General features: G+C 43.3%; 21 protein-coding genes. 16 read left to right on the forward strand and 5 right to left on the reverse strand.

All coding sequences use genetic code 11. From position 1 onward, the window contains the following. Positions 1 to 13: 13 nt before the first annotated feature. The gene (mobB, locus tag EL262_RS08340; RefSeq protein ID WP_036872639.1) at positions 14 to 1,276 is read right to left on the reverse strand and encodes a conjugal transfer protein MobB; all 1,263 of its coding nucleotides are present in this window, start codon (positions 1,274 to 1,276) and stop codon (positions 14 to 16) included. Continuing rightward, the gene (mobA, locus tag EL262_RS08345) at positions 1,261 to 1,698 is read right to left on the reverse strand and encodes a conjugal transfer protein MobA (RefSeq protein ID WP_078735467.1); all 438 of its coding nucleotides are present in this window, start codon (positions 1,696 to 1,698) and stop codon (positions 1,261 to 1,263) included. The genes mobB and mobA overlap by 16 nt, the downstream gene beginning before the upstream one ends. A 616-nt stretch (positions 1,699 to 2,314) precedes the next feature. Here mobA and EL262_RS08350 point away from each other — a divergent pair. The 16 genes from EL262_RS08350 to EL262_RS08425 all read left to right on the forward strand — a co-directional run bounded on the left by EL262_RS08350 (position 2,315) and on the right by EL262_RS08425 (position 13,903). Further along, on the forward strand, positions 2,315 to 2,608 hold the full coding sequence (locus tag EL262_RS08350; RefSeq protein WP_025003731.1) for a hypothetical protein: 294 nt from the start codon (positions 2,315 to 2,317) through the stop codon (positions 2,606 to 2,608). 11 nt (positions 2,609 to 2,619) lie between these two features. Beyond that, complete coding sequence (locus EL262_RS08355) at positions 2,620 to 3,276, forward strand: ParA family protein (RefSeq protein ID WP_025003730.1); 657 nt, start codon at positions 2,620 to 2,622, stop codon at positions 3,274 to 3,276. A gap of 1 nt (position 3,277) precedes the next feature. Further along, positions 3,278 to 3,712, forward strand: a complete 435-nt coding sequence (locus EL262_RS08360) for a DUF3408 domain-containing protein (protein ID WP_025003729.1) — start codon at positions 3,278 to 3,280, stop codon at positions 3,710 to 3,712. After that, the gene (locus EL262_RS08365) at positions 3,709 to 4,326 is read left to right on the forward strand and encodes a hypothetical protein (RefSeq protein WP_234394633.1); all 618 of its coding nucleotides are present in this window, start codon (positions 3,709 to 3,711) and stop codon (positions 4,324 to 4,326) included. The genes EL262_RS08360 and EL262_RS08365 overlap by 4 nt, the downstream gene beginning before the upstream one ends. Positions 4,327 to 4,488: 162 nt before the next feature. Beyond that, positions 4,489 to 4,785 carry a DUF4134 domain-containing protein gene (locus EL262_RS08370; protein WP_025003727.1) on the forward strand — a complete coding sequence of 99 codons (297 nt, stop codon included), beginning with the start codon at positions 4,489 to 4,491 and terminating at the stop codon, positions 4,783 to 4,785. Between the two features lie 11 nt (positions 4,786 to 4,796). Next, positions 4,797 to 5,126: a DUF4133 domain-containing protein gene (locus tag EL262_RS08375; protein WP_025003726.1), complete on the forward strand. Its 330-nt coding sequence runs from the start codon at positions 4,797 to 4,799 to the stop codon at positions 5,124 to 5,126. Beyond that, positions 5,123 to 7,624, forward strand: coding sequence for a TraG family conjugative transposon ATPase (locus EL262_RS08380; protein ID WP_025836668.1), 2,502 nt, complete (start codon positions 5,123 to 5,125; stop codon positions 7,622 to 7,624). Before EL262_RS08375 ends, EL262_RS08380 begins: the two co-directional genes overlap by 4 nt. 12 nt (positions 7,625 to 7,636) lie before the next feature. Beyond that, entirely contained in the window at positions 7,637 to 7,993 is a 357-nt protein-coding gene (locus tag EL262_RS08385; protein WP_025836670.1) for a DUF3876 domain-containing protein, read from the forward strand. Between the two features lie 3 nt (positions 7,994 to 7,996). Beyond that, on the forward strand, positions 7,997 to 8,626 hold the full coding sequence (locus EL262_RS08390; RefSeq protein WP_025003725.1) for a DUF4141 domain-containing protein: 630 nt from the start codon (positions 7,997 to 7,999) through the stop codon (positions 8,624 to 8,626). A gap of 2 nt (positions 8,627 to 8,628) precedes the next feature. Next, positions 8,629 to 9,639 (forward strand): conjugative transposon protein TraJ, encoded by a 1,011-nt coding sequence (gene traJ, locus EL262_RS08395; RefSeq protein ID WP_025003724.1) that lies wholly within the window; start codon positions 8,629 to 8,631, stop codon positions 9,637 to 9,639. A 10-nt stretch (positions 9,640 to 9,649) separates the two neighbouring features. After that, positions 9,650 to 10,273: a conjugative transposon protein TraK gene (gene traK, locus EL262_RS08400; protein ID WP_025003723.1), complete on the forward strand. Its 624-nt coding sequence runs from the start codon at positions 9,650 to 9,652 to the stop codon at positions 10,271 to 10,273. Between the two features lie 4 nt (positions 10,274 to 10,277). Beyond that, complete coding sequence (locus EL262_RS08405) at positions 10,278 to 10,580, forward strand: TraL conjugative transposon family protein (RefSeq protein ID WP_025003722.1); 303 nt, start codon at positions 10,278 to 10,280, stop codon at positions 10,578 to 10,580. Continuing rightward, positions 10,543 to 11,877, forward strand: coding sequence for a conjugative transposon protein TraM (traM, locus tag EL262_RS08410; RefSeq protein WP_025836675.1), 1,335 nt, complete (start codon positions 10,543 to 10,545; stop codon positions 11,875 to 11,877). Before EL262_RS08405 ends, traM begins: the two co-directional genes overlap by 38 nt. 84 nt (positions 11,878 to 11,961) lie before the next feature. Continuing rightward, positions 11,962 to 12,870, forward strand: a complete 909-nt coding sequence (gene traN / locus EL262_RS08415; protein WP_025836676.1) for a conjugative transposon protein TraN — start codon at positions 11,962 to 11,964, stop codon at positions 12,868 to 12,870. A gap of 1 nt (position 12,871) precedes the next feature. Next, positions 12,872 to 13,453 carry a conjugal transfer protein TraO gene (locus EL262_RS08420; protein WP_025003720.1) on the forward strand — a complete coding sequence of 194 codons (582 nt, stop codon included), beginning with the start codon at positions 12,872 to 12,874 and terminating at the stop codon, positions 13,451 to 13,453. Between the two features lie 6 nt (positions 13,454 to 13,459). Then, positions 13,460 to 13,903 (forward strand): DUF3872 domain-containing protein, encoded by a 444-nt coding sequence (locus EL262_RS08425; RefSeq protein ID WP_025003719.1) that lies wholly within the window; start codon positions 13,460 to 13,462, stop codon positions 13,901 to 13,903. Between the two features lie 321 nt (positions 13,904 to 14,224). On the opposite strand, the gene EL262_RS08430 is transcribed toward EL262_RS08425, so the two are convergent. The 3 genes from EL262_RS08430 to EL262_RS08440 form a co-directional block, all read right to left on the reverse strand. Next, positions 14,225 to 14,404 (reverse strand): DUF7336 domain-containing protein, encoded by a 180-nt coding sequence (locus tag EL262_RS08430; protein WP_025003718.1) that lies wholly within the window; start codon positions 14,402 to 14,404, stop codon positions 14,225 to 14,227. Between the two features lie 3 nt (positions 14,405 to 14,407). Further along, positions 14,408 to 14,614, reverse strand: a complete 207-nt coding sequence (locus EL262_RS08435; RefSeq protein WP_025003717.1) for a DUF3873 domain-containing protein — start codon at positions 14,612 to 14,614, stop codon at positions 14,408 to 14,410. Positions 14,615 to 14,870: 256 nt separating this feature from the next. Then, positions 14,871 to 15,404: an antirestriction protein ArdA gene (locus EL262_RS08440; RefSeq protein WP_025003716.1), complete on the reverse strand. Its 534-nt coding sequence runs from the start codon at positions 15,402 to 15,404 to the stop codon at positions 14,871 to 14,873. Positions 15,405 to 15,528 lie beyond the last annotated feature (124 nt).

The following is a 15,528-nucleotide window of genomic DNA, read 5'->3' on the forward strand; positions in this document are numbered from 1 at the left end:
TTTTAGATTGTTATTACATCTGCCGTCCGTAACGGCGTTTTTTCTTTTTCTTAGGAGTTGGCGGGGTTTTATCATTCCCTGCCGATGAATCGCTATTATTTGGTAGGATACTGAAAAGGCTTCCGATTGTAGCTTCTCCGCTTTCGGATTGCCGTTCTGACGGCACGAACGGTTCTACCGAAGGTGTGAACGGTTCTTTTGGAACAGCCTGTTTTGTGTGTCCCTCGTTTACATGGGATTCTCTAAACAGGTCATTAAATACATTGGCTGAAAATTCTTTTCCTAAACGAGAGCCGTTCAGGACGGCTTTGTTTTCGTGGTCGATAAAGGTTGCACCATAGATACGTCCTTCCGGGTTCTGCCGGAATACGACTTCAATACCTTTTTCTTTCAGATTTTTTTCAAATTGTTCCTTTGAGCTGGAAGCTTTCAACGCTTCGCTTACCCGACCTTTGATATTGGCTTTCAGTTTGCCGTCTTTCCATTTGGTTGCTGATTGTCCTATCCTGCGTTCCAATGCTTCATAACCGACCGACTTACCCAGCCGGGAAGACTTGATGGGATTACCCAGCTTTTCGCCTTTATCATCGGTTGCGGAATAAACTATACCATTATACGCCTTGCCCCGGACTTCACCTTTAACTTCTTCCGCCCGTACATTATATAATGATAACAGGGTATTAAGTTCCCCGATACTCTGGAACTGATAGGTATTAACCACGCCTTTAACCGTATTGGAAAGCTGGTGCTTTACATCGCCCGCAGCATAATCGACCTTTTGGAACTGGTAGTATTCCTGCTGCTGTTTCTTTTCAGCAGGATGCAGACCATATTTTGCTTCCAGCTCCCGTGTAATATCCTTGCTCCGGCGATGTTCAAACTTATCATTCAGTTTTTTGCCGTTCTCATCCACCCGTAGGGATACGATATGCAGGTGATGACGGTCGATGTCTTCATGCTTGTAAACCATGTAGGGCTGATTGCCATAGCCCAGTTTATCCATATACTCCTGTGCAATCTCCGATAGCTGTTCATCCGAAAGCTTATCATCCGGGTGCGGATTCAGGGATATATGGATGATGGGCTTTTCGGTTTTGATGTCTTGGGGCAGGTGCATTTCAAAACTTTCCATGCAACGCTGGATGTTGAAATTACCATCTTCACTTTCAAACATCCGGTTGCTGAAAAGTACCTTGCCTTGTTCTTCATCAACCTTATTCTGATTGTACGCCAGCGCACCGAAAAGCGAACTTCCCACATTTATTTTTGCAACCATCGCTGTTCAAATTCCTGTGTGAGTTCGATAATTTTCCGGCTTAATATCACCAGTTCTTCGGTCGCCTTTTCCAATTTATAGAGAAAAGAAAGGGCTTTCTTTTCGGTAAAATTGGAGTTCAGAGCCTTCACAATCTGATTATAGTTTACGCCGATTGCCCGGAATTGAGCGTAAAAAGTTGTCAGCCGTGTGTAATAATCGACTGCTACCTTATCAATTTTTATCACTTTGAATGAACCGCCAAAGATTCTTTCTGTGATAAAATGCGCTTTCGTCCGCATACCGGACTGTTCAAAGAGAGCCAAAAAACGGGCATGGTCGGTCGCATTGAAGCTGACCGAATACCGGAAAACTGCCGGGTCTGCCTTTGGCTTTCGTCCTTTGCCACCGGATTGTGGCACATTCGTTTTTTCTTTTTCCATACCATTATTTTTTTAAGGGTTTACGACTTCGGAGTACAACCCATCCCGGCTTGTCCGGGCAAGGGGTTCTAAGCTGCTGAAAGAATTTCAAGCTGCGCAGAACACACCTTGCTATTTGCACGGCGCAAATAAAATCCGTCATGGGACGGATTAGCAGTTAGCCATAAGGTGAATGAACTCCGGGAAGCTACCGAACGGATACCTTTTTATTGGTTCAGATAGGATTCCGATGCAAAGTAACAGGGATTAATTATGCTGTGCCATAGCACATTATAGGACAAACAAAGCCATCTAAAGCCATCTAAAGCCATTTTCAAAAACGGACGGTTTTTCTCCATTTATTTGTTCTCGAAATCAGTATTGAAACAGATAAGTAAAGCGGTAAATACCGATAGAAATATTGGAATGAATCGGGCAATATGGAAAGACTGGTTTACTGATTTCAAGAAAGCAAGAAATACTGAAATCAATATTTCAAGCTATCAATAAAACAATCTGTCATGAAGTAAATACTTCCATGTTTCCTTACTGAAATACGGATTGGATTATTGGCAGACTGACAGAATTAAAGAATGATTTAGATATAGAAATGTAGTACAAATTAAACAATGAAGTCATGAAGGAATTTTTTGTAGTTATTAAAAATGAAAACGGGGATTCAATTTCCGAAGCTATTATGGTTGCCTTGTGTGAAATACCCCACATTGGAGATTACGTGGTTATTGACGATGAAAACAACATCACAAAAAATGACCAAACGTCATACCTGAACTTTGTTTGCCTTCTGCATCTGCCGGAAAGTGAAACATCCGGTTTTCGATTTAAGGTCGTTGGAAGAAATTTTTTTCGCAAGAACGGAGAAGCATCGGTCTGTCTGGAATTACAACATGAACCCGAATTAACAAATTAAAAATCAAAGAAATGAAGAAAGAAACATTATTCGTAGCCTTCTCCACCCAAAAGGGCGGGGTCGGTAAAACCACTTTCACGGTATTGGTGGCAAGCTATCTCTATTACCTGAAAGGCTACAATGTAGCGGTTGTGGATTGCGACTACCCGCAGCACAGTATCAGTGCCATGCGTAAACGGGACGGTGAACAGGTAAACAATGATACCAATTACAAGGTGCTTGCCTTTAATCAGTTCAAAGCATTGGGAAAGAAAGCCTATCCGGTCTTGTGCAGCACTCCCGAAGCTGCCATCAGTACAGCCGAAGAGTTCCTGAAAACAGAGCCGATGGAAATGGATGTGGTCTTTTTCGACCTGCCGGGAACGGTGAACAACCTGCTGGTACAGAATGAGGCTTACCGGATACAAGGTTTGCACCTATTTTGGAATCAGGTCGATGGCAGGGAGAAAACCGACTTGTATAGAATTTATGAAAATACTATCGGTGAACTGAAATTACCCCTTATGAAAACCTTTATCCCGGATACCAAACGCTACAAAAAGGAACTGTCCGGTGATAAGACTTCTGTCTTCCGTTCCACACTGTTCCCTGCGGATAAGCGAATGATAAAAGGCAGCAACCTTGAAGAGTTGGTGGCTGAAATAGGATACATTATAAAACTATACTAATATGGCAAAACAGGAAAAAGTACAGGTGGATGAAGATTTTATGAAAGAAATCATTTCACAGGGTTTACCCATGAAACAGGAAATTTCACCTAAAGCAGTAAGTAAAGAACCGGATACGTCGGAAGTAAGACAGGAAACTGTGGTAGAACCTGTCCGGCAACCGGAAGAAAAAACCATTCGGGAAACTACCCGCCGGAAGAAAAGTACCCCTGCCGATTACCGGGAAACCTATTTTCAGAAAATGGAACTTCCCGACCGCCAGCCGATATATGTAAGTCGTTCCACCCATGAAAAATTAATGAAAATAGTAATGGTTATCGGTGAACGAAAAGCGACTGTAAGCAGCTATGTGGAAACAATTATCCTGAATCACTTCGACCAGTATCAGGACGAAATCAACGAACTGTATAAGAAAACTTTTGAAAGCCCGATATGATACTAAAATTAATGATAGCTGGGGTTGTCCTTTACTACTTCGTCCTGTTTTGTCGGTTCAGGAAGGAAGCAAACAATTCCCCTTCCAAAAGTCCCGGCAACCGTAAAAACGAAAGGGCTGTCGTAGGAAAAACTACCTTCCGGTTAAGACAAGTAACGCCATCCGAAGACACTGAAAGCCAGTTTTCTAAAGGGGTTGATAATGCTTCTATATTTGCCCCGGCTGACACGGAAGACACCCCGCAGCCAATGGATGTTGAATTTGAAATGAAGTATGAAAATGAAGTACCGGAAGATGAACTGGAAGCGGAAGAAATCGCACTTATCACTGGCGGTGAAGGTCAGTCGGCACGGGGTATCTCCTTTGAAGAAATGGCACAAGCGGTACAGGTCGTCAGGGAGCAGGAAGCCCCGGAAGAAGAGGAACGGAAAGCCCTGCAAACCTTGTCGGTTATGCAACAAACCAGCCTGTACGACACAATGATGGAACAGATAAACGGGGGCATGGTACGGGTGGCGGAAATGCTGGGTAAATACGATGCTGTATTTATCGCCCCGCCAAACGAAGCCAGCCCCGTAGATTTACAGGCGTTCGATATGAACGACTATAAGTAGAACCTTTAAAACGAATCAGGTATGAAAGAAAAAGATTACGGTTAGCTGGGCTTAACCATTCAAAAGAGGTCAGAAGACCAACCACAAAAATTCTCAATTATTAATCCCGCCGGAATAGCGGACTATCCACCCGCTTTCCGGCATCATAAAATTAAGTTTATAATGAAAAAGAAAATATTTCTTTCCGCAGCCATCGTCTTGGCTGCAACTTCCGCATTTGCACAGGGCAACGGCGTAGGTGGCATTACAGAAGCTACAAACATGGTTACATCGTATTTCGACCCGGCGACAAAATTGGTGTATGCCATCGGTGCTGTCGTTGGTTTGATTGGGGGTGTAAAGGTGTATAACAAGTTCAGTTCAGGCGACCCGGATACAAGTAAAACCGCAGCTTCGTGGTTCGGGGCTTGTATCTTCCTGATTGTGGCTGCTACCATCCTTCGTTCATTCTTCCTGTAATCATAGGTGTTATGATTAGCTATTCAATTAACAGGGGGATTGGAAAACCTGCGGAGTTCAAAGGGCTTCGCAGCCAATACCTTTTCATTTTTGCAGGCGGGCTACTTGCCGTCTTCGTATTGTTCATCATTCTTTACATGATAGGTATAAACCAGTGGGTTTGCATCGGGTTCGGGGTCGTAGCGGCTTCGGCTCTTGTGTACTTCACTTTTATGCTGAATGATAAATACGGTACTCACGGTCTTATGAAAATGACCGCCCGCAAAAGCCATCCCCGGTACATTATCAACCGGAAAGCCATCCCCCGATTATTCACCTATAAAAGACAGAAGCACGCATGAGGTATATATTAAAAGCTGCCACATTGGAAAGTAAATTTCCCCTGCTGGCAGCCGAACACGATTGTATCATCAGTAAGGATGCCGATATTACGGTGGCGTTCCGGGTTGAACTACCCGAACTGTTCACCGTTACCGGGGTCGAATACGAAGCGATACATTCCGCTTGGCATAAGGCAATCAAAGTATTGCCCGATTACAGTATTGTGCATAAGCAGGACTGGTTTATTAAGGAAAACTATACCCCTGAAATTCAAAAGGATGGGTTAAGTTTCCTATCCCGAAGCTTTGAACGGCATTTCAATGAAAGACCGTTCCTGAATCATACCTGTTACCTGTTCCTGACTAAAACCACAAAGGAAAGAAGCCGTACCCAAAGTAATTTTAATACGCTTTGCCGGGGCTTCATCATTCCAAAGGAAATTCAGGATAAGGAAACAGTAACGAAGTTTTTGGAATCGGTCGGGCAGTTTGAACGGATAATGAACGATTCGGGATTTATCACCCTTACCCGCCTGACTTCGGATGATATTACCGGAACGCCGGAAAAAGCTGGGATTATTGAAAAATACTTTTCCCTGTCGCAGAGTGATACGACTACACTACTGGATATGCAACTGAACCCCGAAGATATGCGTATCGGCGATAATATTTTATGCTTGCATACGCTTTCGGATGTGGAAGACCTGCCGGGTGCGGTTACTACTGATTCCCGTTACGAAAAGCTGTCCACCGACCGTAGCGACTGCCGTTTGTCGTTCGCTTCGCCTGTGGGCGTATTGCTTTCCTGTAATCATATCTATAACCAGTATATCTTTATAGACGACCATGCGGAGAACCTAAAACGCTTTGAGAAGCAAGCCCGTAATATGCACTCGCTGTCCAAATACAGCCGTTCCAATCAGGTGAACAAAGAGTGGATAGAGGAATACCTGAACGAAGCGCACAGTCAGGGTTTGACCTCCGTTCGCTGCCATTGCAACGTAATGGCATGGGCGGATGATAAAGAGGAATTAAAGCATATCAAAAATGATGTGGGAAGCCAGCTTGCCTTGATGGAGTGCAAGCCCCGCCACAATACAACGGATACCCCGACCCTTTACTGGGCGGGTATCCCCGGCAATGAAGCCGATTTTCCGGCGGAAGAATCCTTCTTTACATTTATTGAACAGGCTTTGTGCTTCTTCACGGAAGAAACGAACTATCAATCATCACCCAGCCCTTTCGGGATTAAGATGGTGGACAGGCTTACCGGAAAACCACTTCACATTGATATTTCCGATTTGCCCATGAAAAAAGGAATTATTACGAATCGTAATAAATTCATTCTTGGGCCGAGCGGAAGTGGAAAATCCTTCTTTACCAACCACATGGTACGTCAATATTACGAACAGGGTACACACGTCCTGTTAGTGGATACCGGAAATTCCTATCAGGGATTATGCGAATTAATCCACCGGAAGACTGGCGGGAAAGATGGCGTGTATTTTACATATACCGAAGATAACCCGATTTCATTTAATCCATTCTATACCGAAGATAATGTCTTCGATATTGAGAAACGGGAATCCATCAAAACGCTTATCCTGACCTTGTGGAAACAGGAACATGAAAAACCCACCGGGGCGGAAAGCGTTGCCTTGTCCAATGCTGTAAGCGATTTTATTAACCTGATTACACAGGATAAGTCCATCGTACCCAGTTTTAATTCCTTTTACGAATTTATCAAAAATGAATACCGGAATAACCTGAACGAACAGAATGTCAGGGAAAAGGATTTCGATATTGATAATTTCCTATTCGTGTTGCAACCTTTCTATAAAGGTGGTGAATACGATTACCTGTTGAACTCGGATAAGGAACTGGATTTGTTGAACAAACGCTTCATCGTTTTTGAGGTAGATGCCATCAAAGATAACCCCGTACTTTTTCCTGTGGTTACAATCATATTGATGGAAGTTTTCATCAACAAAATGAGGCGGTTAAAGGGAATCCGTAAGATGCTGCTTTTGGAAGAAGCGTGGAAGGCTATCGCCAAAGATAGCATGGCACATTATCTGAAATACCTGTTCAAAACGGTGCGTAAATACTTCGGTGAAGCGGTGGTGGTAACGCAGGAAGTGGACGATATTGTCCATTCTCCCATTGTGAAAGAATCCATCATAACGAACTCCGACTGTAAAATCCTGCTCGACCAGCGCAAATACATGAACAAGTTTGACAGCATACAAGCGATGCTGGGTTTGACCGATAAGGAAAAGGCGCAAATACTTTCCATCAACATGGCGAACCATCCGGGACGGAAATACAAAGAAGTATGGATAGGACTGGGTGGCGTACAATCGGCTGTATATGCCACAGAAGTAAGTTTGGAAGAGTATTACGCATTTACAACGGAAGAAACTGAAAAACTCGAACTGTTCCAACTTGCCGATAGGCTGGATGGCGACCTTGAGTTTGCTATTAAACAGCTTGCCGAAAGCAAGCGTAATCCTAATTAAAATCAAATCAATATGAAACAAATAAAAATCATCTTCCCGGTGCTTCTCTGTGCTATTCTACTGGCTTTGTCTTCCTGTAAGGAAACGAATGCCGACCGACTGAAAGCCATGTGCGGTCATTGGGAAAGCGTTACAAACCGACCATCATTCACAGTCTTTGAAAGTGCGGATGGCTATAAAGTAACCATGCAACGAAGAACCCGCAGGGGCGAAACCCGTGCGGAAACCTACCAAATCATAGATAAAGACGGATACCTGTTTATCGAAACAGGATTTTCCATACTGGTAAGCTATGATAGTGAAACTGACCGGATACTATTATCCTCCGGCGGTGAATATGTAAGAAGTAAAAAACAATCAAAAAATTAAGCGATGAAAACAAAAATAATGATGTTAGTCGTGGCACTCTGCCTGTTTGCAGGTAACGCCAGCGCACAATGGGCGGTCATTGACCCGACAAATTTGGCTCAGGGTATTGTCAATACTACCAAAGAAATTGCACAGACTTCAAAAATTGTAGGCAATACGGTAGATACTTTTAAGGAAACCAAGAAATTGTACGACCAAGGCAAGCAATATTATGATGCCTTGAAATCGGTAAACAATTTAGTGAAAGATGCCCGCAAAGTACAGAAAACCGTGCTTTTGCTGGGTGAGATTACGGATATATACGTTACCAACTTCCAGCTAATGTTATCAGATAAGAACTTCCGACCAGAAGAACTCAACGCCATTGCTTTCGGATATTCCAAACTGCTGGAAGAAAGTTCGGATGTATTGACCGAACTTAAAAATGTGGTAAATATCAACGGGCTTTCCATGACCGATGCCGAACGTATGGAACGGATAGACAAAGCATATAATTCCGTATTGAATTACCGGAATTTGGTTTCCTACTATACCCGCAAAAATATATCCGTGTCTTACTTACGGGCAAAGAAAATCAGCGATACCGACCGTGTGATAGCCTTGTATGGAACTGCTAACGATAGATACTGGTAATTATGACGTTGTTAGCCGTTGATTGGGGAAACCTGCATGAGATTTTGAAAAATCTCTATGTGGATATGATGCCCCTGTGCAGTAATATGACAGGGGTAGCCAAAGGTGTGGCGGGACTGGGTGCATTGTTCTATGTGGCAGCAAAGGTATGGCAAGCCCTATCGAGAGCCGAACCGATAGATGTGTACCCGCTTTTGCGACCTTTCGCCATCGGGTTGTGCATTATGTTCTTTCCGACTATCGTACTGGGAACGATAAACAGTGTGATGTCCCCGGTAGTGAAAGGAACACATAATATACTGGAAGGGCAAACCTTTGATATGAATAAGTATCGGGAACTGAAAGATAAAAAGGAATATGAAGCTATGCTTCGGAATCCTGAAACCGCTTACCTCGTTTCCGATGAAGAGTTCGACAAGCAACTGGATGAACTGGGATGGTCGCCTTCGGATTTGATTACAACGATGGGGATGTATATGGAACGGGCTTCTTACAATATAAAGAAAGCAGTCCGGGACTGGTTCAGGGAACTGCTGGAAATACTCTTTCAGGCTGCTGCCCTTGTCATTGACACGATACGGACGTTCTATTTGATTGTATTAGCCATACTTGGCCCGATTGCTTTTGCAATATCGGTCTATGATGGCTTTCAATCAACCTTAACACAATGGATAACACGCTATGTAAGCGTGTATCTGTGGCTTCCCGTATCGGATTTATTCAGTTCCATCCTTGCCCGGATTCAGGTCTTAATGCTGGAACGTGATCTACAGTTATTGGACGACCCCAGTTTTATACCCGACAGTTCCAATACGGTTTACATCATTTTTATGATTATCGGAATTGTGGGATACTTCACCATCCCGACAGTATCCAACTGGATTATTCAGGCTGGCGGATTGGGTGGTATGAACCGGAATCTTTCTAAAACAGCAAGTGGTGGCGGAAACCTTGCAGGTGCAGCAGCAGGTGCAGCGACCGGAAATATTTCAGGAAAACTAATTAAAAAATAAACAGTAAAAAATGGAATTTAAGTCATTAAAAAATATAGAAACCAGTTTCAAACAAATACGCCTGTTCGGGATTGTATTTGTATGCCTGTGTGCCGGGATTGTGGGCTATGCCCTTTGGAACTCGTACAGCTTTGCGGAAAAACAGCGTGAAAAGATTTATGTCCTCGATGGGGGTAAATCGCTTATGCTGGCACTTTCGCAGGACTTATCACAGAACCGTCCCGTAGAAGCAAAGGAACACGTTCGGCGTTTCCACGAACTCTTTTTCACCCTGTCGCCGGATAAGAACGCCATTGAATCGAACATACAGCGTTCCTTATACTTGGCGGATAAAAGTGCCTTCAATTATTATAAGGACTTATCCGAAAAGGGATACTATAACCGTATCATTTCCGGGAACATCAACCAGTCGGTACAGGTGGATAGTGTAATATGCAACTTCGACCACTATCCCTATCAGGTGGCGACATATGCCCGGCAAATGATTATTCGGGAAAGTAGTGTTACCGAAAGAAGCCTTATTACCCGATGCCGGTTGCTGAACTCTGTAAGAAGTGATAACAACCCGCATGGATTTACCATTGAAGCTTTCGAGATTACGGAGAATAAGGATTTACAAGTATTAAAACGGTAGGGCTATGGTAAAGAAATCATTAACGAACCTGCGGGACTGGATAGACGATAAGCTGCGCTATGCTTGTGGAAGCCTGTCGAAAGATGCCCGGATTATCATTATCATAACCTTTATTCTCGGCGGTAGTATCCTTTCTATTTACTGGACGGTTTCTTCCATATATAATATAGGAAAGAAGAGTGCAGAGAAAGAGTTTATGGAGATAAGACACATTGAACGCTTGGAACTGGAACGGAAAGACAGTATAAACCATTATCAATTACAAAAATATGGAACAGAATCAGAATTTGAATCAGGAAACGAGTAACAACAAAGAAGGGAAAGAGAAAAAGCAACTTTCCCCGCAGGAATTACAGAAACGGAAGAAACTTATCATCTTCCCGTTGATGTTCCTTGCTTTTGCCGGATGTATGTGGCTGATATTTGCCCCGTCCTCAAAAGACGAAGTAAAGCCGGAGGAAATCGGCGGTTTTAATGCCGATATTCCATTACCCAAAGAAGACGGGATATATAGCGATAAAAAGACGGTTTACGAACAGGAATCCATGAAATCGAAACAGGAAGACCGGATGCGTTCTTTGCAGGACTTCGGCTTTACATTGGGTGAAGAAAATAAGGTTACGGATAATTTGAGCCTGACCGCCGACCTGCCGGAAGAACAACCAGCAAATAACAGCCGGAGTTATTACGGCGGTTCTTCCCGCAATGGTTCTTATGTCCAATCTTCGGCTTATGCCTATCAGGATATAAACCGACAGTTGGGAAGTTTCTACGAAACACCCAAAGAAGACCCGGAAAAAGAAGAACTGGCACGGAAGATTGAAGAACTGGAATCCCGGCTGTATGAACGGGAGAATACCCAAAGTACGGCGGATGAACAACTGGCACTACTTGAAAAATCCTATGAACTGGCAGCCAAATACATGAATGGCGGGCAGGAACAGGCAGTAAAGCAGGTAACGCCAACTGCATCCATACAGGGAAAGGTTCAGGCGTTGCCTGTACAAGCGGTAACGGAACAAACCGTTTCGGGACTGCAAGTACCTATGAGTGATGCGGGGTTTATCGCAGCATATAGCCAGCCCCGGAACTTTGGATTTAATACGGCGGTCGGAACTGGGTCGTTAATGGGAAAGAATACTATTCTTGCCTGTATCCATGAAGACCAGTCGGTAATGGACGGGCAGAATGTCCGGCTTCGCCTGTTAGAGCCGTTACAGGCAGGTCATATCCGTATGCCGAAAAACAGCCTGTTATCAGGAACGGCACGGGTTCAGGGTGAGCGCATGGATATTAATATATCTTCATTGGAATATGAAGGTAATATCATTCCGGTTGAATTGGTGGTCTATGATTCGGACGGGCAAAAAGGTTTATCCGTTCCGTCCTCGCTGGAAATGCAAGCCCTGAACGAAGGTATGGCAAATATCGGGGCTGGGCTTGGCTCAAGTTTTACTGTCAATCAAAATGCGGGGGCTGCCATCGTGTCGGATTTGACAAGGGGTGTTCTGCAAGGCGGTTCGCAATACCTCTCAAAAAAAATCAGGACGGTAAAAGTAAACCTGAAGGCCGATTATAAAGTAATGCTATACACAAAACAATAATAATAACCACAAAAAAATCTCAATTATTAATCTGCCGGAAAGTGGGCTATCCACCCGCCAACGGCAACTAAAAATCAATTTGTAATGAAAAAGTTAATTATCATGTTCGCACTGGTTATCGGTGCGGTAACGGTCAAAGCGCAAAGCAATGATTTGTTTCAGGGTATTACCCAAAAATTTCCTTACGGGCAGATGGTTACGCCTTATGGCGTTCAGGTCACTTTTGCCAAAACAGTACACATTATCTTCCCTTCCACTGTCAAATATGTGGATTTGGGTTCTAACCATCTTATCGCAGGAAAAGCGGATGGGGCAGAAAATGTTATCCGTGTTAAAGCTGCTACCGAAGGTTTTCCGGGAGAAACCAACTTTTCAGTTATCTGTGAGGACGGCAGTTTTTATTCTTTCAATGCCAAATACGCCAATGAGCCGGAAATGCTGAACATCGAAATGAAAGACTTCCTTGAGAATGAAAGCATAACTGATTATTCCCATACCCGGATGAACATTTACTTCCGTGAATTAGGTAATGAATCGCCTTTGCTGGTAAAGCTGATAATGCAGTCTATCTATAAAAATAACGATAGAGAAATACGCCACTTGGGATGCAAGCGTTTCGGGATACAATTTTTAATCAAGGGAATTTACGTGCATAACGGAATGTTCTATTTCCATACACAGGTGAAGAACTCTTCCAATGTTCCGTTTGATACGGACTTCATTAAATTTAAGGTTGTCGATAAGAAGGTGGCAAAGCGCACTGCCATTCAGGAATCGGTACTTTATCCCGTCCGCAGTTTTAACGAAGTGATTATCATAGGCGGAAAATCCACTGTCCGCACGGTCTATACCTTACCAAAGTTCACCATCCCGGACGATAAGATACTGGTGGTAGAGCTGGTCGAAAAGAACGGTGGCCGTCACCAAAATATCCGTATCGAAAGTTCGGATATTGTGAACGCCAGAGTGATTAACGAACTTAAAATCAAGTAAGATGAAGAAATTAATCTGTGTTATAGCAGTGTTGTGTTTGTGCCAGACTTTCAACCTGGCACACGCACAACGTTACCTGCCCGGACAAAAAGGAATCCAACTTACGGGCGGGATGGCAGACGGCTTTAAGAAGCCCGGTAAACCGGAATCGGCGTATTATTTCGGTGCAGCGCTTGCCACTTATACCAAAAACGGAAACCGTTGGGTAGTCGGTGCGGAATACTTCAATAAGGAGTATGAATATAAGAATGTAACCGTACCTGTAAGCCAGTTTACGGGAGAAGGCGGGTATTATATAAAAATACTTTCCGACCGCCGGAAAACCTTCTTTCTGTCCTTCGGGTTGTCAGCTCTTGCCGGATATGAAACAAGCAACTGGGGAGATAAGGAACTATACGATGGTTCTACACTCACGAACAAAGATGCCTTTGTTTATGGTGGGGCTGCTACGCTGGAACTGGAAACTTACCTGACGGACAGGGTGGTTTTTCTTATCAATGCCCGTGAACGTGTGCTGTTTGGTTCTTCCATCGGGAAGTTCCACACACAATTCGGGGTCGGTTTTAAATTCATAATAAATTAGTGCGATATGAAAAAGATAATCAGAAACATATTAATGGGGGTGTACTTGCTGGGAGCAATGCTGCTGGTGTTTTCTTGTGATGATAAGCTGGATGTTCAGCAGGTTTACCCGTTTACGGTAACAACGATGCCCGTGCAAAAACGTATTAAGATGGGTGAAACGGCAGAAATACGTTTTCAACTTCAAAGGGAAGGATATTACGAAGATACCAAGTATTTCATCAGGTATTTTCAACCGGATGGAAAAGGTACGCTTCGGATGGCGAACGGAACAGTTTTTCTTCCAAATGATTTGTACCCGCTTCCGGGCGAAACGTTCCGCCTATACTATACTTCGGCTTCCACCGACCAGCAACAAATTGATGTGTATATCGAAGACAGCTTCGGGCAGGTGGTACAGCTAACGTTTGCTTTTAATAATGAGAACGAGAAAGAAGAGCAAAAGGAATGAATACAATATATGTATGTATAGCTGTCTATCAGTTCCTTTCATGGTGCTGGATAGCGATAAGTATTAAAAGCGCACCCACAGATATAGAGTTGTGGGATGAAGAAATAAATATCTAAAAATAAAGACCATTGGCGTTTTACTAATGGTCTTTATTTTTAGATAGCATCTGATTGAATTTATAACACATGAAAGAATCCACCGGGTTAGCGGTGGATCCTTTCATCAATAAAAATCAAAAGTTTGGAAAGCGGTTTCTTTGCTACTTTCTTTTTCAGCACACTTCACGAAAGAAAGTAGCGGGCGGGGTTTCCGCCCGTTGGTTTATAATTCTTCAAATTTATCTATATCACATTCGATGATTACAACTTCCGACAGATAATTGTATAAGTCGTTTTCTTTTGCTGCTATGATGGCTTTTTCTTCCGTAGAAAAAACGCCAAAGCAAACCCGGCTTGACTTCGTTTTGTGTACGTCCGTTTGAAATAAAATATATGCCTTCATAATTTACTGTTTTTTGTTTAACCATTCATCCCGCCGTTTTCGGCACTCTTCCAGCGTTTTCGCTACCGTAGAGAAAAGCTCTCCATCCGTATGGCGATAATCATACTGGAAATATTCTGTCCCCCTGAACGCTCCCGCAATGAACGTTACATATTTTTCCTGCCCCGGCTCTTGGGTCGTGGACACTCCGTTTTTATTTAGTGATTCCATATATTTACATTAATAAAGTGAGTAATAAGGCGATGAAAACCGCAGCTATCAAAAGGCTATACAATACAGATACAAATAACCGCAGGATAAAGCGGATAACAAAAAATGCAACTATCAGTAACAACCATGTACCCGCCGATATGGACAGAAAATAAATTACTGAAGCCAGTAACCCCATCCGAAACAATAACCTGAATAAACCGCCTATTTTCATTGTCTTTTATTTTGTAGGCGGGTTTCCCCGCCCGGTGAATAATCAGGAAGCCCGGAAAACAAAACCATCCTCAAACCAGTAATCACCCATAAACAGGTCACGGGCAAACTTTTCATAATCGAAGTATGTTTTTGCGAACTCCGGCAGTTCGTAGCACTGTTCTACAACTTCATAGGCGTAATCTTCTTCTTCATTATATTTGCCCTGAAAATCATCCCTGAAAGAAGAAATAAGGTCGTGTGCATCTTCGGTAGATAGGTCGTGTGAACCGTGATTACACCACACCATAAACGCTTCCTGCTCGTCTTCGCTTAAATCGTCCATTGCATCCCGGATGTCGAAAAAATTGTCTGATAACCAGCTTTCGCCTATTAATTCATCCGGTATATTTTCCCAGTCCTGAAACATATATTCCGGGTCTTCTTCGTCTGCGTGTAACTCCTTACAAGCTTCGTAAAACTCGTCTTTGTCCGAAAAGTCGGAAAGGTCAAACCACTTGCCCTCGATTGAGCCATCGTTGTACTTTGCGTATGTACCTACATAAATCCTTGCTTCGCTTAAACTTGTTGCTTCCATAACTTCTGATTTTTTTAGATATATGCGGATTCTTGAGGTGAGGGAGTTGAGTTTCATAACCTTTTTTCCTGCTTCTCGTAAATCCGACTTTTTTTATATGCGTCTTTCCGTCGGGTCGGTCGTT

This window comes from Porphyromonas cangingivalis (assembly GCF_900638305.1).
In the GTDB taxonomy this organism is placed as follows: domain Bacteria; phylum Bacteroidota; class Bacteroidia; order Bacteroidales; family Porphyromonadaceae; genus Porphyromonas_A; species Porphyromonas_A cangingivalis.

Coding starts and splice junctions, on each gene's coding strand:
- mobB (WP_036872639.1), bottom strand. CDS start 1,276: ATGGTTGCAAAAATAAATGTGGGAAGTTCGCTTTTCGGTGCGCTGGCG.
- mobA (WP_078735467.1), bottom strand. CDS start 1,698: ATGGAAAAAGAAAAAACGAATGTGCCACAATCCGGTGGCAAAGGACGA.
- EL262_RS08350 (WP_025003731.1), top strand. CDS start 2,315: ATGAAGGAATTTTTTGTAGTTATTAAAAATGAAAACGGGGATTCAATT.
- EL262_RS08355 (WP_025003730.1), top strand. CDS start 2,620: ATGAAGAAAGAAACATTATTCGTAGCCTTCTCCACCCAAAAGGGCGGG.
- EL262_RS08360 (WP_025003729.1), top strand. CDS start 3,278: ATGGCAAAACAGGAAAAAGTACAGGTGGATGAAGATTTTATGAAAGAA.
- EL262_RS08365 (WP_234394633.1), top strand. CDS start 3,709: ATGATACTAAAATTAATGATAGCTGGGGTTGTCCTTTACTACTTCGTC.
- EL262_RS08370 (WP_025003727.1), top strand. CDS start 4,489: ATGAAAAAGAAAATATTTCTTTCCGCAGCCATCGTCTTGGCTGCAACT.
- EL262_RS08375 (WP_025003726.1), top strand. CDS start 4,797: ATGATTAGCTATTCAATTAACAGGGGGATTGGAAAACCTGCGGAGTTC.
- EL262_RS08380 (WP_025836668.1), top strand. CDS start 5,123: ATGAGGTATATATTAAAAGCTGCCACATTGGAAAGTAAATTTCCCCTG.
- EL262_RS08385 (WP_025836670.1), top strand. CDS start 7,637: ATGAAACAAATAAAAATCATCTTCCCGGTGCTTCTCTGTGCTATTCTA.
- EL262_RS08390 (WP_025003725.1), top strand. CDS start 7,997: ATGAAAACAAAAATAATGATGTTAGTCGTGGCACTCTGCCTGTTTGCA.
- traJ (WP_025003724.1), top strand. CDS start 8,629: ATGACGTTGTTAGCCGTTGATTGGGGAAACCTGCATGAGATTTTGAAA.
- traK (WP_025003723.1), top strand. CDS start 9,650: ATGGAATTTAAGTCATTAAAAAATATAGAAACCAGTTTCAAACAAATA.
- EL262_RS08405 (WP_025003722.1), top strand. CDS start 10,278: ATGGTAAAGAAATCATTAACGAACCTGCGGGACTGGATAGACGATAAG.
- traM (WP_025836675.1), top strand. CDS start 10,543: ATGGAACAGAATCAGAATTTGAATCAGGAAACGAGTAACAACAAAGAA.
- traN (WP_025836676.1), top strand. CDS start 11,962: ATGAAAAAGTTAATTATCATGTTCGCACTGGTTATCGGTGCGGTAACG.
- EL262_RS08420 (WP_025003720.1), top strand. CDS start 12,872: ATGAAGAAATTAATCTGTGTTATAGCAGTGTTGTGTTTGTGCCAGACT.
- EL262_RS08425 (WP_025003719.1), top strand. CDS start 13,460: ATGAAAAAGATAATCAGAAACATATTAATGGGGGTGTACTTGCTGGGA.
- EL262_RS08430 (WP_025003718.1), bottom strand. CDS start 14,404: ATGAAGGCATATATTTTATTTCAAACGGACGTACACAAAACGAAGTCA.
- EL262_RS08435 (WP_025003717.1), bottom strand. CDS start 14,614: ATGGAATCACTAAATAAAAACGGAGTGTCCACGACCCAAGAGCCGGGG.
- EL262_RS08440 (WP_025003716.1), bottom strand. CDS start 15,404: ATGGAAGCAACAAGTTTAAGCGAAGCAAGGATTTATGTAGGTACATAC.